This window comes from Phyllobacterium myrsinacearum (assembly GCF_002980555.1).
Taxonomy (GTDB): domain Bacteria; phylum Pseudomonadota; class Alphaproteobacteria; order Rhizobiales; family Rhizobiaceae; genus Phyllobacterium; species Phyllobacterium myrsinacearum.
This window is the reverse complement of the sequence record NZ_PVBT01000009.1, coordinates 102,527-126,807: the sequence shown is the minus strand read 5'-3', so window position 1 is coordinate 126,807 and position 24,281 is coordinate 102,527. Positions and strand designations below refer to the sequence as shown.

The window sequence follows — 24,281 nt, the reverse complement described above, 5'->3', positions numbered from 1 at the left end:
CATTGCCGGGTCGGCCACGCTACACCTCAAAGGCAGTTGCAACTTGGCTTGCCGATTAACAATCGAAATCAGGAGCAGAAGGTGGAAACAAAGCTTGAATTGGTCACGCGCTATCTCCAGGATGTAGAGCTTGCGAGAAAACAGTGGGATAACAATGTTGTCCTTCCCTATGCGCGTGCCTACAACAAGGCCTATGCCGCGTATAACAGGGTATTGGACAAACAGAACAAGGCCAATGCTGCCAAAGCTGAGCTGCTGTTTGTCGGTCTTTCAATTGTTGGTGGATCGGCGATCACGGCCGTCATAGGAAAAGTTGCTCTCCGAACTGTCGTAAAAGACAAGGTAATTGCGAAAATTTGCGACTTGCGCATGGAGCGGACATTCAATTTGGTTGGAATACTCGATTCCAGTCCGGTTGCGAGTTTCGCTACAGGAAAATTGCTTGATGCGGCAAGCAAAGCGCTGACCGACGCTGCCAAAAAGAGCCTTCAAAACCCTGTTCCTTCCGAAGCAACGGTCACAAATGATGCGTTCGACGTCTATTTGGCAATGCTGCAGGTTCTGGGGCGTGCGGTTGAGTTTGCCACTCTTGCGGCGCTGGATATTCGTGACAACCGGTCGAGCGCTGACGAGGCAAGAAAGGCACTGGACATTTTACGTCAGGCTCCGCTCATGAAGCCGCCACGTTCCCTTCTTTATGATGCCGCCCTTGCCGATGCTCTCGAACTAATGATGTACCTGAATTTCGTCACGACCCGCGATACACTGGTCAAGGGGGTTGAATCCAGATTTCCGTTGCCCCCCACCAGGACCGCGATCAATGCGGAGCCTGGTTCTCCGGAATATCCGCGCGGCTACCGGAAAGATCTTGCGCCCAATTCAGGCCCACGGAAAGTCTATGCCTACGCCAAAGTCGAGATAGAGCCGCTTGGCGGCGAGGTGGATAAACGGCTGAATGAGCTGCACCGCAAGTTTTTCGGCAAAGACCTAGTGGCGGATGGCTGGTTTCTCTCGACGCTCACCGAGCAGAACATACGTGATGCCATACAGTCACTACGCAATCTTGGGACACGCTATCGTCGGCCGGAAATGCTTGACGTATCTTGACAGAAATTCAATCGGGTCATCTTGGCTGGGATTGTCACAATGATCCGCCTGTCTTTCACCGTTTGTCACCGGCAGCAATATCTCAGGTTTTGCCAATGGAGTTTGCCATTTCCAGGTTACGGCCAGTCCTTTGGCGTCAAATGATGGCGATGCGGCCCCTTGTTGCGGCCGTGTCACAGGATTGTAGTCAAAACATGGTGATTTCATTCACATGTTTTGGGTGGCGGGGATTTTAACATTCCAGGGGCAGAGGAGGTACCATGCTTGGTGCTCGGTATGTGATCAAGTCGGGCGATACGCTCTGGTCTATTGCTCAGGACCAACTGGGGAGTGGCGGGCAATGGCCGCGAATCTGGCGCTACAACAATCGCCGCGAAGTGGTACGCAGCACGGGTCATGATATTCCTGATCCGGATTTGATCCATGCCGGCCGTACGATCCTTATTCCGGTTCTGCCAAGCCAGAAAATTGCTCCAAGGGGCAGCGCGAAGAGCGGAGCGGCTCATCCGCGTCAGGAAACCGCCTCATTGCCGGTTCCGTCGAGGCGCAGCTCGCAGCCTAGAACACAAACCACGCACGCATCGGGGCAGCAAGGAGACTTGAAGGGCGCACTGAAAAGCGTCAAATTACCGGCGGCACTCAAATACACGCTGAAGGAACAGCAAACCGTTGAGACGCCGGCTGCAACGATTGAAGTGCAGCTTACCGGTGACGTTTTGCTGATGGCAAGCAGCAGTGCGACCCTCACTCACAGCATGAGCGATCAGAAAACCGAGGTCAAAGCCACATCGGCGATGCATCATGCGTTCGGAGAGCTTGTCAGTGATAACCGTTTCATCTTCGACCCAAAAAAGAATGAGTGTACGATAAGGTCGATGCTGGTGAGCCAGAGCACGTCTCCCGGCATGCCGACAACAGCGACTGCCGTTGGCGTTGAAATGAGCAGTCTCAGCCCCATACCGAAACTCCGTTTCGAACTGAGGCTGCCCAAACTAAATGGCCGCATCAACAATTTCCTTTATACCGCCGTCGACATAAAATTTGTCGTCCTGGTTACGCCGAAGCGGCAGCCCCCCACAAGCGGGCCTTCTCCGCGCATGTTGCCAGTCCCTTCGACAGTGCCCCAGGCTCAACCAGGCTCCGGCAGGGATTGGGGAAAAGCCATTGGTGTTGGTTTGATAGCGACCGCCGGCGTGATTGTCGTTGCCACGGTAGTGGAGGATTTCTTCACTGCCGGTGCTGGTGTGGCTGATGATCCAGCTTCTTTTGCCGCTGCCGCCGCACTGTTCTCCCGCGGCCTGGCGGCGTTTTCACGCGCTGCAACCGTGCTTCCGCGCGCCGCTGTGCCCGCTAGTTTCGTCATGCGCAATTCATTCGAGCTGGCGCATTGAGGATTTCCCGCCGTGTTCTCCTTGGCATGGCGGTAGCGCTGGCTGGCGCCGGCGCCTATCTGATCACGCGCCCGGCCGGAGACGATGCCGGTGATCTTGAGGGTGTGGCGGATGCACTTGGCCGGCGGCAAGGGCTCATCATTGGCTTTGGCAATCCCAAAAGCTTCTTCGCGCCGCCCTATATTGAGGCCGATGCTGCGGTAGAGGGTGTTGTGTTCGATCCGGTCGATCGCGATATGGTGGCGGCATCGCTAAAAGGAATCGCCAGGGCCTTCAATGCCTATCCGGAAGGATGCCTTGGCAGGATTATCAAGGCGATCTTCATTGCCGGAAAGATCACAATCGACGGCGCCGAGGTTGGGGGTACCTATGGCCAGGATTGGATATTCGTCGCTGCGCCGCGCAATACCTCAGCCGAGACGCGTGAGTTGGCGGCAGAACTTGGCGTTCACCACGAAACGAGCTCGTTTATCTGGTGGCGCAATTCCGCGCTTCAGGCTGCTTTCATTGCACAGGAACCCGCTGACTGGACGTTTCAGACCAGTGCGATGAACCAGGTTGCAAGCGGTCACGCTGCGGACCCACCCGTAGAGACCGGTTTTCTGTCGGCCTATGGCGCAACCACATCCGAGAACGATTTCAACACCTATGCGGAAATCATCTTTTCCAATCCGTCTCGCATGCGTGATCTGGCGGCCCGGGTCCCACTGATCGCGAAGAAACTCAATCTTGTGCTCAATGCCTATACGCAAGTCGATGCAAGGCTCGCGGACAGTTTTTCAAAGATGGGATTGTCGACGTCCACCAACCGATGAGGTTCAATATGCAAAGTCCGTTTCCCGCCAGCATGGGTAATTATGTCAGTGGTCAAATTGCCAGACTTGAGGGTGAGCGGCAACGGCAGGCTGAGATTGCGGCGAGCTATGCTGCGACCGACATTTTTGCCGGCGTGGATGGTACAGGCGTGTTCAATGACCGTCAGTACCAACTGGAGTTCCAGAATAGCTTTGTCAATCGAATGAGTCGGGAATGGGATACGCCAGCCAAATTCTACCGGCGGGGCCCCAGCATCGACGGCATCGGGACAGCCAATCTGGCCTTTGCTGCCTTTGAGCATGTGCATAAGCTTTACAGCCAGAAAACCGGAAAGCCCAAGCGGATTTTTCTGGCCGGCTATAGTCGCGGCGGAGCGGCGGTGGCCAAGGTTTGCGACCTGCTGCAGGACAAGAATATTCCCGTACACGGACTCTTCTTGTTTGATGCTGTCGACAGAGCCATGCTCATTACGCCGAGTTTTATTCCACGCAATGTTCGATTTTGTTTCCACGCTCGCCGTGATCCGCGATGCAATTCCCGTAACAGCTTTGGAAATTACGGCACCAAGGCACATCGAGAAAACACGATCTACAGGGAGAAATTCTTTTACTGCACCCATGGCGGCATGGGTGGCGTACCATGGCTCAAGGCCGATCCGGATGGTTTCATCAACGAAGCCGAAGACATCGACCTAGGCAGGCCGGTCGTCCAAAACCCTCTGATCCGAGGGCTCGCGTTGTCCACTCCCGCTGTGGGCGGATTGATCCTGTCGGACGAACTCGCACGCAAGGGCAATCAGATCTATCGCTCTGCGGGCCGCACGAATGTGACGGTGCGACAGGATAAAACCGGGTCGGCAGAAGTCGGGCAGTGGATGTTTGCTGCGCTGAAGGAGTTACGCAGGGATTCTGCCGCCGGTGTGCCCGCTTCCTGATGCAACGGGAATCTTCAACCCGCAGTGATATATTTGTTGTGCAATTATACATTTATGAGGTTGTTTGCACGATTCAAAATGGGTAGCCAAGCTTCTCGTTGTTACCAAATAAAAAGGCTGCCAATATGAATCTGATGTCTGTGCCCGCTGTTGCGGGCATCTCAATTGGCGCTGCAATCGCTGTCACGTTCAATAAGAAAAACCGCCAGAAAACTGCGGGCGGCAAGGCTATTATATTCATTGGCAGTTTTCTTGTAACGCTTGCAGCCCTGCTTGCGTTGAATTTCGGGATTTATTATTCAAACAGCCGCTAACAAGTCCTGTCCGAAGCGGTACGGATCAGCGCCGCCGTCCCGGTCAAGCTGTTGAAACTTTTGCTTGTTCTCGTGAACCAAAGTTCCCGTGGATACACCGACACATAATTGCAACTCTACTGATGTAAATGCATCTTGGGGTTGAGCGCTTTGGCCTCGTTGTATAGTTTGCGCATAGAACGTAGTTCCTGATTTGCTTCATCAACGTCCATTCACCGGAAATCAATTCATTGAACAAGACGAGCGCAACCTCTCCCGTCCATTCCAGGCAGCGCGTTTTTCGGAAGGAAAACTACGTTTATCGTTTGCGGTCTACAACTAACCTTTCGCGATGCGTCCTTGCATCGGGCCTGTTGTCTGTTGGTCTCAATATCGTTTTGGCAGGCATGGCGCACGCTGCGGACCAGTACTGGGATGGCAGCAATACCACGGCCAACGGTACAGTTGATGGCGGCTCCGGCACATGGAATGCCACGGGCACAAATTGGACAACGGCGAACGGTGGTACCAATTCAACCTGGACAAGTGCCGGCACGGCGGTATTTCAAGGCACGGCCGGTACGGTTTCGATTGCCGGGCAGCAGAACATTGGCGGGCTGACGTTCAAGACGGATGGCTACAAGCTCTCAGATCAGGTGCTTGGAAATGCTTCGCTTAATCTGTCCAATCCCACCAACATTGTTACCGCCGACCCTGGTGTAACGGCTGTGATAAATACGAAGATAACCGGGAACGCGGGTTCCCAGTTTGTTAAAGACGGAGCTGGAACCGTCGTGCTTGGCGGGGACAACAGCTATGCTGGGGGTACCGATGTCAGAGGCGGCGTATTGCAGCTTCAAAAGGGGTTATTTCCATCGTTGGACGGTAAATTGGGTTCCACAACGGGAACAACCAGCGTTTCCGGTGGAACACTTGATCTGGGAACAACAACACAGCAGCAGCAAGCCCTGAATGTGACGGCGGGATCTGTCATCAATGGAACGATAAAGGTTGACACCGCAACCATCAGCGGTACGGGGACGGTTGCATCGAACTCAACGATAGATGCTGCCACCAGCGTTACACAAACCGGCGGGACGATGGGCGGGACGGCAAAGACTGTCGATTATAGCCTGTCCGGGGGAACGGCTTCAGGAACGATCACTGCTTCCAATGGCCTGACTCAGTCCGGCGGCAATCTAACGGGTAGTGCTGGGGCGAAGGACTACACGCTCTCCGGTGGAACGCTCTCCGGAACTGTCACGGCGACCAATACAGCCACGATCAGCGGGACGGGGTCGGTAGCGGGCACTGGCACGATCAAGGCGGGTAACAAGATCAATCAGACCGGCGGGACGATGGGTGGAACGGCGGATACGCCGCTTTACGACTTGTCCGGCGGCGAAATGTCCGGGAAAATCATCAATGCGACCGATGTGACGCAAACCGGCGGTACATTGTCGGGCACGGCCGCGACCGGCACCTATGAATTGTCAGGCGGTGTTCTCTCCGGTTCCGTCACGGCAACAGACAAGGCCACGATCAGCGGGTCGGGGTCGGTGGCGAGCAATGGCGTCATTACGGCTACCAACGCCATCAGCCAGACAGGCGGGACGATGGGCGGGACGGCCAACACCAAGTCCTATGATCTGACTGGCGGGACAATGTCCGGGACGATCAAGAATGGCCTTGGTACAAGTGACGTCGTTACGCAATCCGGCGGTATCTTGTCGGGCACGGCCGCGACAAGCAGCTATGAACTCTCAGGCGGTGTTCTCTCTGGTTCCGTCACGGCAACAGACAAGGCCACGATCAGCGGGTCGGGATCGGTTACCAGCACTGGTGTCGTTACGGCTACCAACACCATCAGCCAGACCGGCGGGACGATGGGCGGGACGGCAGACACGCCGCTTTATAACCTGTCCGGCGGTGAGATGTCCGGCAAGATCATCAATGCCACCAATGTGAAGCAGACGGGCGGCACGATGGGCGGGACGGCAACGACTGTCGATTATAGCTTGTCCGGAGGGACGGCTTCAGGAACGATCACTGCTTCCAATGGCCTGACTCAGTCCGGCGGCAATCTAACGGGTAGTGCTGGAGCGAAGAATTACACGCTTTCCGGCGGAACGCTCTCCGGAGCTGTCACGGCAACAGACAAGGCCACGATCAGCGGGTCGGGATCGGTTACCAGCACTGGTGTCGTTACGGCTACCAACACCATCAGCCAGACAGGCGGGACGATGGGCGGGACGGCAAAGACTGTCGATTATAGCCTGTCCGGGGGAACGGCTTCAGGAATGATCACTGCTTCCAATGGCCTGACTCAGTCCGGCGGCAATCTAACGGGTAGTGCTGGGGCGAAGGACTACACGCTCTCCGGTGGAACGCTCTCCGGAACTGTCACGGCGACCAATACAGCCACGATCAGCGGGACGGGGTCGGTAACGGGCACTGGCACGATCAAGGCGGGTAACAAGATCAATCAGACCGGCGGGACGATGGGTGGAACGGTGGATACGCCGCTTTACGACTTGTCCGGCGGCGAAATGTCCGGGAAAATCATCAATGCGACCGATGTGACGCAAACCGGCGGTACATTGTCGGGCACGGCCGCGACCGGCACCTATGAATTGTCAGGCGGTGTTCTCTCCGGTTCCGTCACGGCAACAGACAAGGCCACGATCAGCGGGTCGGGGTCGGTGGCGAGCAATGGCGTCATTACGGCTACCAACGCCATCAGCCAGACAGGCGGGACGATGGGCGGGACGGCCAACACCAAGTCCTATGATCTGACTGGCGGGACAATGTCCGGGACGATCAAGAATGGCCTTGGTACAAGTGACGTCGTTACGCAATCCGGCGGTATCTTGTCGGGCACGGCCGCGACAAGCAGCTATGAACTCTCAGGTACAGGCAATCTGACGGGTACGGTGAACACGCAAACGGCAACGATTTCAGGTTCTGGTACGGTTGGATCGATGGGCGTGTTGAACGCGACGACCAGTGTGACACAGACCGGCGGCACGATGGGCGGGATGGTGACCACGAACATCTTTGCCCAGTCCGGTGGCACCATGCAGGGGTCTGTGAAGACGAACAGTTATCTGCTGAGCGGCGGCACACTGGCAAACACCAACAAAGTGTCGACCAATGCATTCGGCCAGACAGGCGGGACCGTTCAAGGGACGGTTGTGGCCGACATCAAAGCCCAGGCAATCGGCGGGACCATCTCGGCACTGTCGACCAGCGGAATCAATGTGTCGAATACCGGCGGCGGTATCGATATTCTGACCAGCACAAATGCCTTTGTGAACAATGGATCTGGCACTGCGATAACTGCACGCGAGACAACCGGCAATATCAACATCCAAACGAACGGGAATGTGTCCGGTGCAGTTGGTATTGATGCGGCTGCCAGCGGTAGCGGGAATGTGACTGTCAGCAGCAACGGCGTGGTGACAAGCGCGGCCGGCGCGGCCATATCAGCTGGATCCACGAGCGGGCGGGTCACAATTGCCGCGGCAAATGCGGTAAACGGCGCAAGCCAGGGCATATCTGCCACAACGCAGAATGGAGCAATTGATATCCAGACTGCGGATGTTGTTTCCGGTGGAACGGGTATCAGCGCTTTCGCGACCGGTACCGGTGACGTGAATGTCGCGGCACGTGGCAATGTTCAAGGCACATCCGGCGCGGCCATATCAGCTGGATCCACGAGCGGGCGGGTCACAATTGCCGCGGCAAATGCGGTAAACGGCGCAAGCCAGGGCATATCTGCCACAACGCAGAATGGAGCAATTGATATCCAGACTGCGGATGTTGTTTCCGGTGGAACGGGTATCAGCGCTGTTGCGACCGGTGCCGGTGACGTGAATGTCGCGGCACGTGGCAATGTTCAAGGCACATCCGGTGCGGCTATATCGGCCGGGTCGACGGGCGGGCGGGTCACAATTGCGAACACGGCCGCCTTGACTGGCACAAGTCACGGAATTTTTGTCAAATCTCAGCTCGGCGATATCTCTGTTGCCACGGCGAATGCTGTCACCGGCAATACGGGCATAGCGCTCGAGACCACCGGCAACGGAGCCATGCAGCTCAATCTTGATGGTATTATCCGGGCGAGCGATACGGCAATCTCCCTGAAAGGCGAGACAACTGCCGCGCAAGCGGTCATCAATCAGGCCATCACTGCCGGGCAGACTGCGCTGCGCACCGACACGAAAGGTGCGGTCACTTTTGATAATTTTTCGTCCATTCGTTCCGCGTCATCCAATCCGGAAAACCTGACATTGCTGGACAATATCAGCGGCCAGGCAACTCTGAACAACCATGCCGGCGCATTGCTTGAAGGTGTTCTGTCTTCCGGTCCGGGAGCGCAGACACTTGTCAACAACATGGCTGGCGGCGTGTGGAATATCGGCAATTCCGGTCAGTTCGCTCTGTCGGGCAGCAATGACGTTATTCAGAACAGCGGACTGATCAACGCGACTGGCAATACGCGATTCAACGGTCTGGAGCAGTTCCGGAACCAGGCCGGCGGCAACCTGAACCTCGCCAACAACCAAGTCGGTGATCGCGTTTCGATTTCCGGTAGTTATATCGGCCAGCCGGGATCGAATATTTCACTGGATGTTGATTTCAACAAAGGAACATCAGACGTCGTTACCCTGGGCGGCGTCTTGATGGGCACCACCAATCTGAAACTCAATGCATTGTCCTCCGGACAGGAGCCTACCGCATTTGGTAAGACCATCCTGCTGGTTGACGCTGCCGACAGCAGCGGCAACGGCCAGGTGACGGCAACTGGACTGCCCACGGGTGGCATCGTGCAATACAATCTGGTCCGTCAAACGGTATCGGAAGGCGGCACCAATCACGCGCAATATGTCGTTCAGTCGGGTATCAATGGCACGGCAGCCAGTGGTGTCGTATCCGGCTTCATCGCGTCACAGAACGTCATTGCATCATCGTTCTTCAAGCCTTCGAGCGGTCTGATTTCAGCGCCCATCGACCCCGAGAAGAACCAGTTTGGTCTTGCTCCCTGGATCAGAACCAACGGCGGCATGTCCAAAATTGATACTCAAGGCACCATTCACCAGCCCGATGGTTCAGAGGTCAACACACCGGCAACCATCGAAACGAGCTACTACGGATATCAGGTGGGCATGGATGCAGGTGTCTTCAATATTCAAGGCACGGGGGGCAACGTCAATTTCGGCCTGACGGGGGGCCAGATATTCGGCAAATCGAACCAGAAAAACTATGCGAATACCACGGATTTCAGTTCCGTGTTCTATGGCGGCTATGCAGCCTATACCAAAGGACCGCTCTTTTTTGATATGCAGGTTCGACAGGAATTAATGGATTATACCATTACTGTTGATGACCCAATATTCAAGATCAATGGGGCCGGTGTCAAAGGCAAGCGCACCTCCGTTGGCGGATCAGCATCCTATACACTCGCCTACAATGATTGGTCGTTCATTCCGGCGACGGGGTTCACATACTCCAACAGCAGCACGGACGATCTGATTATTCCGCGAAACATCTTGCTCAATCAGAATGAGGGCCGTGTTCAGTTTGACGATGTCAAGAGCATGATCGGGTTTGGCGGCATAACGGTCTCGCGGAACTTTTTCTTCTCCGATGACCGAATTCGTCTATCGCCATTCCTGACAATGACCGCCTATCACGATTTCGCCGGTGACATTAATGCCAAACTGACATTGGACCCCAACAGCGCAAATCCGGTTGTCTTGCCGGTAAAGACAGAACGTCTCGATACCTATGGCGAAGCAAGCTTGGGTATGAATTTGCTGGCGTTAACAGGCAAGATCAACGGTGTCGAACGTCTCGTGATCGGCAGCGTGCGCGGCGATGTGCAGTTCGGGGAGACGATTACTGGCGGCTCCGTAACGGCACAGTTCCGAATGCAGTTCTGATCTGTCTTCGCTCTGCACCTACGATCATTGCCGGTGATTGCCGGGTGCCGGGTCTACAGCAATGGCAATCAGCGTCAGATTGCCTTCAGCGCCATTGATCAGGCTGTCATCGACAAGCCGGTCGACAATTGATTCCACGCGGCTTGTGGTGGACAAGGCTGACATGCTGTCTTCTCGAACCGTTTGCGCTATGTTTTCTGTCATCAGAAAAAAGCGGTCGCCGGCGACAAGGTCTCCCGTCACTGTAACGGAGGTCGGATTCAGCTGCAGTTTCAATGTTGAACTGGAGCGCTTGCCGAGCGATGTGTCCGTCAGTTCGGTCAGTGTGCCGTCCCGTAACAGGAGACAATGGACATTTCCTTGTACGATGAGACCAAACCGTTCCGGCCGAAGGACTAAGCTGAGTGAACCCGCCTGCAATGCAAGTCCGGCAACGGCTATATCAAGACGCGCTGTGAGAGCCCGCTTGGCATCTTCCAGGCGATCGGCGAGCAACTGAAGTGCATCCTCGATGTTCTCCGGCAATTGAATACTGTCTATGGCGGCAAGCAGAAAACGCGAGATGGCCGCGTTCCGGGTTAGGCCGAATGTACCGTCCGCGATAGAGACGAAACCTCTTTCCAGCTGAAACACGAAGCTTTCCGTATTCTGCTCGGCAAGTGTACCGCGATGAGACCGGCCGGCGACGGCAATGTTGCCAACGGTCCGCGCTTCGGAAAACATGCCGTTATTGTGCAGGGATTGGCCGCTTTGCCTCGCCCTGGCAAATTCATCCTCAAATGCGGACGAAGCCGTATCGTCCTTGAAGAATGATGCGAAGGCCGTGGCGGCTGGCCAACCGGTATACAATGACATACCGGGTTTGCGGCGGTCGGATCCGGATGTCCACCAGACCGATTGCGGCAGCGACTTCCCGGCAAGAGCGGCGGCCAGGGGTGCAAAGGCGCCTGTTTGTGATGGCGGTTCATCAAGCGGGTTCAGGCCCGCTGGCGCGTTATCAAGATCAAATGCCTTCTTTGCCAATTGATGGTCGAAATAGTCGATGTCAAATTCATCCTCCAGAACACTCAGCAAAATGTCTTCAAGGGAGTGCAGCCAACCATCGGCACGGGCAATCGACGCAACGGAAAGGGAAAAGTCCGGTATCTGTGCGGCGACGAGAAAAGGAAAATAACGCCCGGCCTTGTCAACGCTCGGGATCATCATGCCAACAACCGGGTAGGGCCCGCAAATGCCGCCCTCAAGATAGAAGCGCCAGATCGGCGCATTGAGATAGAGGTCCATCCACTCATCGCCCAGCATCTCGCGACTCGACTGGAGCGCGGGTTGCAGCCATTGATCGAGCTGCATGCGGACATCCCTATCCAGCCGACGGCTGATGAAATCGCCCTTGGACGGCACCTTGCCGAAATAGCCGGCCAGAACCGTATCTCTTGGTAGCATCGGGTTCATCTCTTCCGGTCCTGTATCCACGATGGCAATGCCGTCATGGATTGCTGAAATTCATGCCTCAAAGTGCGTCAGGGCAGCGAAATGTGCGCAGTGCCTTCAGCGTGAACGGATTGAGCACGGAACCAACGCGCACATCAAAGCTTGCGGCGCGGCTGCCCATCCGGAACGAGGCTGTAAACTGATCTTCGCTTGCTGCCTTTCTCTGGGCAAGGTCGAACAGCCGGAACATTGCCCAGGGGCCAGTCTTGCTCACGCTTGCGTTGGGTCCCGGAGGATTGAAGGCGATGCGGGCGGAACGGTTGCCTTGGCCGGGCCACTTGAATGATTTGGTCTGAACTGGTCCGTGATCATAGTTGATCGTTTCGCCATTGATATCGAGCGTTACACCCGTTGAACTGTTATCGAGATCATTGGGTGTGATATCCAGGTCGAGGCTGAGATCATTGCCACCTTTCGAGAAAAATGCGGTTTGGATGGTCTGGGCATTTTCAAACTGTACGAGGGCATCACTGGCAATGGCCTCCGCACCATTCATGCCGACCAGGCGCCACGGTGTCTGCGAAACATCGACGAATGGTTTCAGCTGCAGCTGGAAGAATGTTGCAAACTCGCCCGAAGGACCGAACATTCGGATGAAATCATTGATGGCAACGTCGTTGTTGGCATTCGGATCAAAGGGATAGCGCCCGGCAATGGCGATCTTGCAGAACCGTCCACCGGTGCTTTGCCACAGATCCGAAATGGATCGCCGGGCCCCGCTTGCAGACAGCCGGGCGATATCCGTGGCGAGGCGCCCAACCCAACGGCTGACCGGTTCAGGCAAACGCTGTGCCTGTGCGACCAGCATCTGATTGGCCGACGCCAGTTTGCTCTCGACACCAAAAATCGTGTTGACCTCACCTGCATTGGTGGCCGCGCGGCTCAGTTGCAGCGACAGTTCCTCAAGAACTGGCGAAAGATCCGTGAACTGCGATTTTTGTCCTTCCGGCGGCTGCAGGGATTTGCGCAGCGCCGCGTAGGGGTCGAGCATGGTGGTTTCGAAGCCGTCGGTCAGGGCCTGCAACTCCTCAACACGTGCTGCATTCACCTTGGCTGCCTCCTCCGCGGCCCGCCGCTGCGCTTCGTCAACAGCCGCTTCCTTCCCGGCAGGTTTGGCCGGGGATGCGGCGAACTGCTGCGGATCGAGATTGGTTGCCTCGGCTACAGCCGCTGCAAATGTCCGCAGCGGATTGTCAGCCGACGCCAAGATACGGACGATATCGGCTGCCTGGATCAGGTCGGGTGCCGGACGAATCGCCATGTCATTCAACAGTGCCGCCCACTGTTGCCGATTGGCGTTGAAATATATGCGCAGCACATCGGTCTTCAGATTGTCGCCGGATTCGGCTTGCGCTTTTTGTTCACCGATCACCCAGCCCTCCTGGGCAAACTGCTCAGACATCTCTGCCAGACGGGGCAGGAAATAGTTGAAATAGCCGTCACGGGTGAAAATTCCGGCTATGCCCTGACGAAGATCCGTATGGCTGCCGCGGGCAAACAGCAATTCCGCGCCCGATCCCGCCTTGTCTATAGGACGCCACTCGGGCAACGCCATGGCATCGGCTGACGTCAGCAACAGTTCAAAAAGCTGTTGCGAGCGCGGAATGGCATTTATCTTGTCGCGTGCTTTCTTGATGAGATTGTCATCGAGCGTAACTGTCATCAATGGGCGGGACAGGAGTGCGCGGCTATGTGCGAGCAAACTGTCTCGGGCTTGGGCCCGGCCGGCGCCGGGTAAGGATGCTGCAAAATTTGCCTTTAGGGTCTGTATTGCGAACTGCTCGTCCATTGGACCGAGACCACCGAGCATCGCATACAGCTTCAATGCATCGTAGAGCTGTCCGGTTGTGATCTGAGGATCATTCATCCGGTTCTGCAGATGCACAAGCAAACGCGGAAGAAGAAAGCCGTTGAGCGCGCGAGCATATGTTGCCTGCATGCTGTCGCTGAGCTTGGCTTCCTGATCCGTGCCGAAATGATACCAGCGGCTCTTGCCGGCAATGTCATCCGCGATGGCATCGCGCAATGTGTCGAGCGGCGAGAGTATCCGGTTCAGGTCATCAGTCGCAATATCCTCGATGGCAATCGACGTCGCCTCGCGATTGTAGGAGGCAATCCGTTCATTGACCGCGCTCATCGTGCTCTGGTTGGCGAAATAGGCATGGGTCCAGCCGGCAAAAAGCCCGCCGGCAATGATCAGCGGCACGAGATAGAAGATGGCAGAGAGGATGCGCTTGCGGCGCTGTACCTTGATATCGGTGGTGACGAGATTGGCTTCGCCGAAAACAACATCGTTGAACAGCCGCGACAGGAAGAATGCTTTCTGCGAGACGGTTCCGGCGGTGTTGGGTTCCTGCAGAAATGAGAAACGTGCTGATGTCGAGCGTCCTACCTTATCGTAAACCGCACCGGTTTGTGTCGCCGAGACGAAATAGACACCCCGCAGGAGCGGCGCGCCAACCAGCTTGGAACTTGCTGTCAATTCGCCGATCTGTTCAACCAGAACACTCTTGATCGAGGCGAATTGGGCCGGAAAACGGAAAACGCTGCTGCGCCTGATATCGTCCGGTTCCTGCTGCATGCGCTCCAGCAGCAAGCGGTGCATGCGCTCGAGCAGAAGATCGATCTCACCGGAAAAAGCCTCGGCAATCCTGCCCTTTGACTGGCTGACACCAAGGGGAAAAGTCACGCCGAGCACCTGTTCGCGATCGAACTTGTTGAAGTTGTCGAAAAACTCGCCGAACCCGGCCAGCATGTCCACTTTTGTAAAGATCAGATAGACCGGCAACCGGACCTTGAGATTGTCCTCCAGATCGCGCAGACGCTGCTTGATGACCCTGACTTCCTTGAAGCGGGCCTGAGCGCTCTGGGTCAGGATGTCTTCCATGCTGATGGTCACAAGCACGCCATTGATCGGCTTCAGCGGACGATGGCGTTTGAGCAGGCCCAGGAAACTCTGCCAGGCGGTGCTGTCCACTGTGACATCGCTGTCCTGGGTGGTATAGCGGCCTGCCGTGTCGATGAGTACAGCCTCGTCGGTAAACCACCAGTCGCAACTGCGTGTGCCGCCCACGCCCTGAATGCTGTGTTCGTCCATTTCTTCAGCAAAGGGAAAGGACAGACCTGAATTGACGAGAGCGGTTGTCTTGCCGGAACCTGGCGCTCCGATGATCAAATACCACGGAAAATCGTAGACATACCCGAAGCGCTTCTTACTGATTGATTTCAGGCGAAGAAGGGCGTGTTTCAGGCGCTCCCTCAGAAGAGCGACTTCTTCCTTGGCTTCGGTTTCCGAATCGGTTCCGTCCTCTGCCACCGCGTCGATCATCGCAGCTTCGGCACGGCGCCGGCGAACAGCCGATACAATGACATAGATCAGCCAGACCAGAACAACCGCGCCAATCGCAATGATGCGGTTATACTGGGATTCGAGCGGCCTCCATTGGCCAAAGGCGACACTTTCGCCATAGAACCAGATCATCACGGCGATGGCCACGACCCAGATCAACGACCAGAAGCGACCGCCCTTCAGGAAGCCCAAATAGCCTTCAATGTAGGAGCGGATCGTATAGATCCAGTTGAGGATATTCACTGTTGGTTGCCTGCGCCGGTTGTCTTGTCTTTTTCAGGCCGCGGATTAGCGGTGACGATGATTTCAGTACGCCGGTTCGCTTCACGCCCTGGATCGGTATCATTGGTGTCGATCGGTTCGGATTCGCCCCTGCCTTCAAAACTGATCCGGTTCTGCGGGACGTGGGTGCCAATAATGCTGGCGACCGATTGCGCACGTGCGCGGGACAGATCATAGTTCGAGGGAAAACGCACGCCCCGCATCGGCCGGTTGTCAGTGTGGCCGACAATGTGGACGGAAAATTTCTCATCGGCGATTGCACGGCCAATTCGATCGATCAAGCCCTGGAATTGCGGATTGACCTCCGCCCTTGCCGTTTCGAAGAAACCGGTATTGCGGAACCGCACGAGCACGCGGTTGCCATCCCGGGTCGTTGTGACAACGCCGCGGTCGACTTCCGGCTGAAGGAACGCAAGGAAGTCGCGCAGCCTGTCCACCTGTTCCAACGGCGGCGGTGCAGGCTGCTCGACCTTGATCGACGGGTTGCCTTGCGGCGGGGCGGCCGCCATGGCAATCATGATCCCGTCCGATTGCGTATTGAGAAGACGCAGGATACCCACATAGCCAACGGCGCACAGAAGAACGAGCATGCCGAGCAGTGCCGGGTAGAGGTTCTTGAACCGCGCCTTGGAGAAACGCGCATTGATGCCGCGCCAATGGGGAGACACCTCCCGCTCGATATCACCCATGGATGACTGGAGCGTGCGGTAGAGACTGTCCCTTATCTGGGAGAGTTCGAGAGCGCCGCGGGCACTGACACGCAGCCTGCCCTTGAAACCGAGAGACAGGCAAAGATAAAGCAGGAGAAGGATATCGCGGTTGCGGCCCGGATCCTTGTGAAAATGTTCGAGCAGTTCGAAGAAGCGCTCGCCGCCCTGCACGTCGCGGTGAAAGGTCGAAACAATACTGTTGCTTGCCCAATTGCTGGCACCACCCCAGCGCGTGGCGAGAACAACGTCGTCAATAGTGGCACAGAGCGCATAGTGCGCGACACGGGCGTGCTGTGTATCCACATTGGCATTTGCGACTTTACGCTCATAGGCGCGCATTTCATCGATCACGGCTGTCCTGAGCTGTTCGGTATCAGGATCGGCATGAAGTCCGCGAAGATGGTAGAGCAAATTGAGCTGCGGGCGGGCGGCAGCGACGAGAAATGGCAGGCCTTTCGGACCGGTATCGATTGTGTCTATCCCACCGTCGCGCAGTGCCGACTGAAGCGTCGTGGTTTCGTTGCCATCCGCGTCATTTGGTCCGCCTTGCGCCGCGCGTCCACGTTCGCCCCCCGGTTTGGGCTTGATGATCGTCGGCTCACTGCGCCAGAATTTATCGTCGCTCATGGCATCACGACTTTATTGCCCAGAGTTCAAACTCGATGGCTGGAAAATCCCCGGCAAGGTGCATGGCAATGGCACCTGAGGTGCTCAGCTGTTTCCATAGTGCACCATCGCGATCAAGTTCGAAATAGCTGGTGCCCGGACGATAGGGCAACTGTCGCGGTGCGACCGGCAGCGGGCGAACCGCAATGCCGGGCAGGGCGACATTGACAAGTTCTGCAATCCGTTCGACCGGACCGACCTTGATTTGCCGGGGCAGGGTGCTGCGCAGTGCTTCGGACGGCATGTCACAGCGCACAGCCAGCACAAAGCCGCTGCCCACGAGAAGACTGCGATCCGTGATGGTGCCAACCCGCACACCGTGCTTGCGCTCGTCAAGCGGGATTTCGATTGCCGATCGTTCCAGGACAGACGAAAGCGATTCACGCAGATCCAAGAGAACCGGATCAAACGAACCGCGCAAGTCGAGATGCCGGTAGCCGGGAAAAACCGAGCCGCGCCGCCGCTCCTTGGTGAATGTGGAAAGCTCGCCGGCGAGCTGCGTGCACAGCACATAAAGCGTCTCCGGGTGCAGCGCGCTCAGATTCTCGCGGTGATGGCGAAAGACAGCTTCATTTCGGTTAAGCGCCTGGAGAAACTGAAAATCCGATACTTCAGCCGTGCCGCGGATGGATGGATCACCCATGCGATCGGCAATCGCCTCTGCCCTGTGTGACATGATGCCCAGAAGCTCGGTTACGATATTTTCCAGTTGCAGCTGCGCCGTGCAATTGATCGACGGTGCAATGAAACTGTCATCCAGAACGACGGATTGGTCCTGGCGCACTTCCACGATGCGTGCAACGGCGATGCGGTCGTAACCGGCCAACTCCTCGTCGGACAAGAGAAAACTCAATCGCAAACGTCCGACATCCAGAAGGGCAGAAATCGAACTGCCCTCATTGGTGTCCTGCACTTCGTATTTTCGACGCGCATACCGCACGCTGCGGCCAGGGGTTGTTTCGCCGCCGATCTCAGCAAGCCCAGGCTGCTGCATGGGCAGACAGAGATAGACGAAGACATTCTTGGTGCCTTCCTCCAGTCTCAGGGCAGGCGGCAGGTCAACCGGTCCAGGCGCTTCAAAAATGCTGCCATCCGGCATAACGCCGCGCACGCTCGACAGCGCGAACATGCCGTTGCCCAGCAGTTGTTCATTGATTGCAATACGCGAAACGCCCCAAGGGAACTTGACCAGTTCACGCACGACGGATTTGACAAGCTTTTCCGTCCAGCGGTCCTGCTGCTGAAAGTGCTGTACCCGAAGGAACATGCCTTCCGACCAGACGACGCGATTGTCATGTTCCATTCGTAAACACCGTCCTGGTTAATGGCCTGCGGCTGCGCTGACGGAAAGTTTTCCGACCGAAATGCTCAACCGGCTGGAACCTGTAATCGGTGTCAGTGCACGCCAGCGCGCATTCTCGATATCGCGGAAACCGGCAATGACCCCGGCGTAAGCACCCTCCGTGCCCGGATTTATAGTCAGTTCAGTCGTTTGGCCCGGTCGCACGGACACGGTCTTGCGTTCCACAAGATCATCGCCAAGGGCGCTGCCACCCTTCAACTGGAAGTAATCGAGCGACTGGAAGCGCCCCGGTGATTTCAACACGAAAATCTCAACGGATGTTGGTGTGGGTGAACCGGATGGAGAAGGGTTTGCGGTTGCACTGGCCGCTACAGTTGTTGGGATGGGATCCTGGTATTTGGGGCCGCTTGTTTCGGGTGTGGATGTACAGGCTGTCAGAAACACGCCCATGCCCATGATGGTTGCCTGAAAAACACGGCGTTGAAACATCGAGCGACGACAGGAATGTGTGTGTGCCTCAAGCGCTTCAAAACGCATACTATTCTCCCCGTGCGCTATAGTGGGACATATGCCCAATCTAAGGTTGTGAACCTGCTGTAACTTGCAGATAAGACAGCATCACGTCAACGTAATCTTGAGCGCGCCCAATTATGGCTGGGGAAAGAACTTGCGCAGAAGTTTCATCAGCGCTGGCTTTGGTTTGCCCGCCGTCTGACCGTCAAAAAGACTGGAAGACGCAAGGAACTCATCCCAGAGCGCAGCCTTGCGCAGGGCGGGTATGGCCTTTGCTTTCGCCCTGGTGGAAAGGGTGGCAGGATCGATGGCCCGCTGGACTTCGCCGATAAAGTCGAGAACGGCAGCAGACAGAGCCGTCTGGTGATTAGTGATTGCGTGAAAATCCCGCTCGATCAGTTTCATGTCTGTGGGATCTGCATCCCCGATGAACTCGATGATACTGTCCATTAACCGATCGTTCCTTTGCCCTGCCAGCGAAAAGATCCAGGGCGTTTCACCGGCAATGCCGTCAAGTTCTAGGCGGGCGGCGGAGGCATTTTTTCCGACATGCATTTCGTAAAGCTCGACAAAAGCAATCTTGAGCGCCGCGCCGGCCTTTCGCATGAGCTGCTCTGCATCGACATCCGATGACAATGCTGCGTCGATCCCGGCACCCTGGAGGAATGCGGCCAAAAGCCTGGCATCAGCATGCTCGGCCGGCTCCGGTCGGGGTTGGACGGCGTAAGCTGGCCGCGCGGCTGGCGCAGGTGCGGCATGAGATTGAGGTGCAAGTTGCGGCATATGGGGTGATGCCGATAGCGCAGGCGCAACAGGCTCCTCGTCATCACTGTCCCAGTTTTCCGGCAGAATGGGACGGACAACGGGAAGATCGAACAGCGAATTGGCGCTCGGTGTCTGCTCAATCCGATCCGCAAGGGCCGAGGGCCGGATCGCATGATACGGCTTGACGATATCGACTTCCGTGATCGGCGGCCCGTCCCATCCGACATCAACCGCGCCAAGCGCTTCGCGCGTTACTGGCTTTGCTGGACTGTCGAAGAGTTCATCGCGACTTTCGCCGGGAAGTTTGCTCGTTGCGCCGATCCCGCCCGGCGCAATGTCAGACAGGATCGATGTCAGGCTTGGACCTGGCAAGGTATCCGGGCTGTGAATTGGCATGACATTCTCTATCCGGATGGCAATGCGGAAACGATAGTCCGCAATCTCGATTGTATCGCCATCCGACAGCCGATGCCCGTAGCGACGGTCGGCGGCAACACCGCTGACACTGACACCATTGGTGCTCTTGTCGACCAGATAGACACCGTCTTCGCGCTGCTCAAGCGTGCAGTGATGCTTGGACACGACACGCCGGCTATCCCTGATCACCCAACTGCAGTTTTCACCCCGGCCAATGGTAAATTGCGCCTCATGCACAACCATTGAACCCGTGAATGACGTGTCATTGGGATTGTTTTGAGCCTGAAGTTCGATTCGCATGGTTGTTCCTGCCGATGACCATCACAGTAGTTTCTCTATTTGCCTTGCGGGAGGCAAATATTGAAGCCTTGCGATTTTAGTTCCCCATACAACATGGTTGCAAGTAGAGCAGGAAATAGGCTATTTTTCCTTATCCAGTGTGATCTGGCGACAATCAGATCCGCAACCGGAGTAAGCTGGACAAAACCCGTCTGGTCAAGCCCCATGAGCTGTAGAGACAGTCGAGTGACGCCTTACGCGCTAACCCCAGAATGGTTTCTTGCACATGTTGGACGGGTGGTTTTGACGTGTCTTGCGCTTCTTTTCGCCGGGCACGTCGCCCAGGCTGAGATCATCACCGCCGGCAGCCACAAGCGTATCGCACTTGTCGTGGGAAACGCCAATTATCAGTATGTCGAAAAACTGGTCAATCCGGCCAATGACGCCGCCGGAATTTCAGCCGCGCTGCGCGATGAAGGTTTTGATATTTTTCCGGCCAATGATACGACACATGCGGAATTCGACCGAATATTTGAAGAATTCAAGACTCAGGCGGAAACCGCGGATGTGGCACTCGTCTATTTCTCCGGGCATGGATTTCAGCTCAATGGTGTCAATTATCTGGTGCCGGTCGACGCGCGCCTCAACGACAAATCCAAGATTGCAGATGAAACGATCAGTCTCGACACGGTGATTGGTGAAGTTCAGCGGCGCAACCGGCAGACCCTGGTCTTCCTTGACGCGTGCCGCAACAATCCACTCCCCGGCGGTGGATCCGTCAATGCCGGTTTGGCACAGGTTACGGCTGGTGCCGGGGTGTTTGTGGCTTTTGCCACGCAGCCCGGAAATATCAGCTATGATGGGACAAGCTCGTTCAGCCCGTTTACCAAGGCGCTTGTTGATCACATCAAAACGCCGGGCCTGAGTATTTCCGATCTGATGATCCAGGTCCGTAACGATGTCGAGAAGGCAACGCTTTATCAGCAAACACCTTGGGATCAGTCGTCCTTGAAACAGCAGTTTTATTTCTCGGAGCCGTCCGCTGCGGTCAAAGGCGATGCGGAAAATCGCGTGGCCGCGCTGGGTGGATCTGAGCCCCGCGCCGATCAGGGGCTGACACGCCGGACCAATGTAGAGGATGGAGCGCAAGGACCTGCTGGGGGGCTAACCGCCACTTCACCCAATGACCCTGCCTATCCTCCGGCGCTCAATATGCAGATGGGCATCAACCCGGTCATATACATGCCGGAAGCACCCGCGGAAATCTTCGGTCAGGAAGACCTTGTCTGGGCCATCCAGACAGAGTTGCAACGGCTGGGCTGCTATACCTCCGATGTGGACGGCGTGTGGGGCGCAAGCTCGCGCGAAGCAATGACCCGCTATTTTGCCACCAAAAAGCTGAAGGCAACCGATACGGATCCCAGCCAGTTTCTTTACGACAATCTGCAGCGAGAACCTTCCGTTGTTTGCCTCTATGAGCCCCCTCGTCAGGTTGTTGCGCCGGTCCGGCCTGGCCCGCGCATGTCCGCAAAACCACGAACCTCTCGCATCGCCGTCTCCGAACCCGATTCGCCGCGTGTCTTCAAACCTGCCGCGCCAGCAGCCCCGCCAAAGAAAAGCCTGCGCGGAAGTCTTATTGGCGGCGTGTATCGCTGATGTCAGAGCTTGAGATCCGCACCCGACGATTTCAACCCGCGTATCGGGTTTCCCTTGCTATCCGTTGCTGATCCATGCGTGGAGATGAACTCCATACGATAAGGGCCGATTTTAAACAGGCCAAAACAGTGGCGCGGCAACGCCGCAACCGGCGTCGCCTGCGGCAGGGGGTTGCTCTTGCTGCATGTGCCGCAATGGCTGCAGGAGCATTCGTTTATCTGTCAAAATTTTCCGGCACGCCGAACGATTTGACAAACCAGACCCTGGTCATACCCGAGGGTGAAGTTCAATCCGCTGGCAAGGAAGGCGAGTTTGAACTGTCTGCGACAGATGACCGGCGAGACGCACTGCTGCTCCAGTCCGTCAACAATGAAAAGCCGAGGCCGCAAAAGAGCGAGATCCGTTTCCAGAGAAACACCAGCGGTTCGGAGATTAACGGCCCGATCTATTTTGTTGCAGATACAATGTTGTCGGGCTCCGTAAGGCTCATGACGGCGTTGCCTGCGACACCGCAGGATTTTGCGCTCATGCAAACAGCCGCGGCAACGTCGCCATCACCGCAAGTTGCCCAGCAAAACCCGGCGCAGCCCATCTTGCCAGCCGACGCATCCCCGTCCGATGCGGGCTGGGAAGGCAAGATATCGCCCGGTGAAACGGCCCAGATTGAAGCGTCTTCACCCGGCAGTTCAAGCAATATCGAAATCATCGATGAAAAGAGGCGTTTGCCGCAAAACCAGCAATTTGTCGTCAGGCTGCTTGCCGAGCGCAGCGTAAAAGATGTTCTTCAGGACGGTGATACGACACCCGCCGAAACGGCCAAGGCCGCCGAGAGCGTGGCCAAACATTTGAACATTCAGATGCTTAGGCCTGGTTATCTTGCAGTCTGGCGCACGGCGGTCGTTGATGCGCAGAGCGGAACAACCGCTCCGGTACAAATATCGCTCTATGGCAGTGAAGGGTTGATCGGTAGTGTGGCCCGGGCAGATGACGGCAGTTATCTCAAAATCGACGATCCCTGGAAGGATGAAAGCTGGAACGACCTTACCCATGGCGGCGAAGGCGCGAAACTTGATCAGAATTTTCGCATCATGGATGGAATCTACAGCGCCGGCATCCGCAATGAGGTTCCCGTCAATGTGATTACCGAGACGATCATGCGAATGTCGCGGCTCTATGATTTGGGGAAATTCATTTCACCGGAAGACAAAATATCCCTTCTGTATTCCGAAACACCGCGTGACGGGACCAATGAGAGCGGGCGCGTACTCTATGTTTCAGTTCGGCGGGGTGATGAAACCTTGAAATGTTATTTGCTGCGTCCCGAACGTGGCGGCGACTATGCCTGCATGACGGAAGACGATACCACTTCGGGCTTGGGCGGCGCTGAAGGTTTTGTGCTGCCGGTCAAGGGCGTTTTCCGCTCGGGCTTCGGTCCGCGTGTTCATCCCATTCTCGGGTCGGTCAAATTTCACGAAGGCGTCGACTGGTCCGCGCCGGCGGGAACGCCGGTTTATGCCTCGTTTGACGGCACAATCAGTTTCGCTGGCACCAACGGGAGTTTCGGCAATTTCATCAAGATCAGCCACGCGGGTGCCAGAGAGACGCATTATGCCCACCTGCAGGGTTTTGCGAACGGCATTGTCGCAGGCAAGGCCGTAAAGGCAGGCCAAGTCATCGGATTCGTCGGCTCCACGGGTCTGAGTACAGGCCCGCATTTGCATTTCGAACTGATGGCAAATGGCGGGCTTGTGGATCCTCTGGGCTATGGGTACAGCGAAATCGGCCTGGATGGAGAAGCCGAGAAGCTCGTCCAGCGGATTATCCATGTGGAAAGCGGCGGCAATCCCAACGCGGCAAACCCATTGTCCTCGGCCAGCGGCCTGGGACAATTCATTAACAGCACGTGGCTGCGCATGATGAGTGCCTATCGGGCGGACCTTGTTTCAAAAATGAGCGTCAGTGAGTTGCTGGCCCTGAAATCGGATCCGACGCTGGCGACCGAGATGGTCATGAATCTCGCCAACGAGAATGAAGCAACGCTCAAGGCGTCGGGCATTGCCGGTACCGCCGGTAATCTCTATCTCGCTCATTTTCTTGGCGGCGGCGGCGCCGTTTCCGTTCTTTCCGCATCCCCGGATACGCAGCTGAGTTCCCTGCTGGATGTTTCGGTGTTTGATGCCAATCCATTTCTTTATGGCAAGACCGCAGGATGGATCACAGATTGGTCCAGCCGCAAGATGTCGGGGCAAGGCGGTACACAGGTTTCACCAGTTTATCGCGAGGCACGGATCAAGGCAGCGCGATTTCGTGCCTATAGCGCTGCTGTTGACGCCATTCTTGCCAGATTGCCGGGATGAATGGCCT

Annotated in this window: 14 protein-coding genes; 8 read left to right on the top strand and 6 right to left on the bottom strand. The window is 56.4% G+C overall.

Going from position 1 to position 24,281, the window contains the following annotated elements; translation table 11 throughout:
• Positions 1 to 81 precede the first annotated feature (81 nt).
• From C5750_RS24030 to C5750_RS24005, 6 genes are all read left to right on the top strand, one after another.
• Positions 82 to 1,107 carry a hypothetical protein gene (locus tag C5750_RS24030; RefSeq protein ID WP_105737571.1) on the top strand — a complete coding sequence of 342 codons (1,026 nt, stop codon included), beginning with the start codon at positions 82 to 84 and terminating at the stop codon, positions 1,105 to 1,107.
• Between the two features lie 260 nt (positions 1,108 to 1,367).
• A complete protein-coding gene (locus C5750_RS24025) occupies positions 1,368 to 2,498 on the top strand; it encodes a LysM peptidoglycan-binding domain-containing protein (protein WP_105737569.1) in 1,131 nt (376 codons plus the stop codon).
• On the top strand, positions 2,495 to 3,313 hold the full coding sequence (locus C5750_RS24020) for a hypothetical protein (protein ID WP_130272845.1): 819 nt from the start codon (positions 2,495 to 2,497) through the stop codon (positions 3,311 to 3,313). Before C5750_RS24025 ends, C5750_RS24020 begins: the two co-directional genes overlap by 4 nt.
• 8 nt (positions 3,314 to 3,321) lie before the next feature.
• Positions 3,322 to 4,248: an alpha/beta hydrolase fold domain-containing protein gene (locus C5750_RS24015; RefSeq protein ID WP_130272846.1), complete on the top strand. Its 927-nt coding sequence runs from the start codon at positions 3,322 to 3,324 to the stop codon at positions 4,246 to 4,248.
• Positions 4,249 to 4,373: 125 nt separating this feature from the next.
• The gene (locus C5750_RS24010; RefSeq protein WP_105737563.1) at positions 4,374 to 4,562 is read left to right on the top strand and encodes a hypothetical protein; all 189 of its coding nucleotides are present in this window, start codon (positions 4,374 to 4,376) and stop codon (positions 4,560 to 4,562) included.
• 353 nt (positions 4,563 to 4,915) lie between these two features.
• On the top strand, positions 4,916 to 10,486 hold the full coding sequence (locus tag C5750_RS24005; RefSeq protein ID WP_146118191.1) for a hypothetical protein: 5,571 nt from the start codon (positions 4,916 to 4,918) through the stop codon (positions 10,484 to 10,486).
• 24 nt (positions 10,487 to 10,510) lie between these two features.
• On the opposite strand, the gene tagF is transcribed toward C5750_RS24005, so the two are convergent.
• The 6 genes from tagF to C5750_RS23975 all read right to left on the bottom strand — a co-directional run bounded on the left by tagF (position 10,511) and on the right by C5750_RS23975 (position 20,282).
• On the bottom strand, positions 10,511 to 11,959 hold the full coding sequence (gene tagF, locus C5750_RS24000; RefSeq protein ID WP_130272848.1) for a type VI secretion system-associated protein TagF: 1,449 nt from the start codon (positions 11,957 to 11,959) through the stop codon (positions 10,511 to 10,513).
• A 37-nt stretch (positions 11,960 to 11,996) separates the two neighbouring features.
• Positions 11,997 to 15,569 carry a type VI secretion system membrane subunit TssM gene (gene tssM, locus C5750_RS23995; protein WP_105737557.1) on the bottom strand — a complete coding sequence of 1,191 codons (3,573 nt, stop codon included), beginning with the start codon at positions 15,567 to 15,569 and terminating at the stop codon, positions 11,997 to 11,999.
• The gene (gene tssL / locus C5750_RS23990; protein WP_105737555.1) at positions 15,566 to 16,945 is read right to left on the bottom strand and encodes a type VI secretion system protein TssL, long form; all 1,380 of its coding nucleotides are present in this window, start codon (positions 16,943 to 16,945) and stop codon (positions 15,566 to 15,568) included. Before tssL ends, tssM begins: the two co-directional genes overlap by 4 nt.
• Positions 16,946 to 16,949: 4 nt before the next feature.
• Positions 16,950 to 18,287 (bottom strand): type VI secretion system baseplate subunit TssK, encoded by a 1,338-nt coding sequence (gene tssK / locus C5750_RS23985; protein WP_105737553.1) that lies wholly within the window; start codon positions 18,285 to 18,287, stop codon positions 16,950 to 16,952.
• An 18-nt stretch (positions 18,288 to 18,305) separates the two neighbouring features.
• On the bottom strand, positions 18,306 to 18,737 hold the full coding sequence (tssJ, locus tag C5750_RS23980; protein ID WP_245421242.1) for a type VI secretion system lipoprotein TssJ: 432 nt from the start codon (positions 18,735 to 18,737) through the stop codon (positions 18,306 to 18,308).
• A gap of 198 nt (positions 18,738 to 18,935) precedes the next feature.
• On the bottom strand, positions 18,936 to 20,282 hold the full coding sequence (locus tag C5750_RS23975; protein ID WP_105737549.1) for a type VI secretion system-associated FHA domain protein: 1,347 nt from the start codon (positions 20,280 to 20,282) through the stop codon (positions 18,936 to 18,938).
• A gap of 60 nt (positions 20,283 to 20,342) precedes the next feature.
• On the opposite strand from C5750_RS23975, the gene C5750_RS23970 reads away from it, so the two are divergent.
• Both C5750_RS23970 and C5750_RS23965 read left to right on the top strand, forming a co-directional pair.
• Complete coding sequence (locus C5750_RS23970) at positions 20,343 to 21,917, top strand: caspase family protein (RefSeq protein WP_130272849.1); 1,575 nt, start codon at positions 20,343 to 20,345, stop codon at positions 21,915 to 21,917.
• Between the two features lie 194 nt (positions 21,918 to 22,111).
• On the top strand, positions 22,112 to 24,274 hold the full coding sequence (locus C5750_RS23965; protein ID WP_158531361.1) for a peptidoglycan DD-metalloendopeptidase family protein: 2,163 nt from the start codon (positions 22,112 to 22,114) through the stop codon (positions 24,272 to 24,274).
• Positions 24,275 to 24,281: the final 7 nt, after the last annotated feature.

Coding starts and splice junctions, on each gene's coding strand:
- C5750_RS24025 (WP_105737569.1), top strand. CDS start 1,368: ATGCTTGGTGCTCGGTATGTGATCAAGTCGGGCGATACGCTCTGGTCT.
- C5750_RS24015 (WP_130272846.1), top strand. CDS start 3,322: ATGCAAAGTCCGTTTCCCGCCAGCATGGGTAATTATGTCAGTGGTCAA.
- C5750_RS24010 (WP_105737563.1), top strand. CDS start 4,374: ATGAATCTGATGTCTGTGCCCGCTGTTGCGGGCATCTCAATTGGCGCT.
- tssL (WP_105737555.1), bottom strand. CDS start 16,945: ATGAGCGACGATAAATTCTGGCGCAGTGAGCCGACGATCATCAAGCCC.
- tssK (WP_105737553.1), bottom strand. CDS start 18,287: ATGGAACATGACAATCGCGTCGTCTGGTCGGAAGGCATGTTCCTTCGG.
- tssJ (WP_245421242.1), bottom strand. CDS start 18,737: ATGGGCGTGTTTCTGACAGCCTGTACATCCACACCCGAAACAAGCGGC.
- C5750_RS23975 (WP_105737549.1), bottom strand. CDS start 20,282: ATGCGAATCGAACTTCAGGCTCAAAACAATCCCAATGACACGTCATTC.
- C5750_RS23965 (WP_158531361.1), top strand. CDS start 22,112: ATGGCTGCAGGAGCATTCGTTTATCTGTCAAAATTTTCCGGCACGCCG.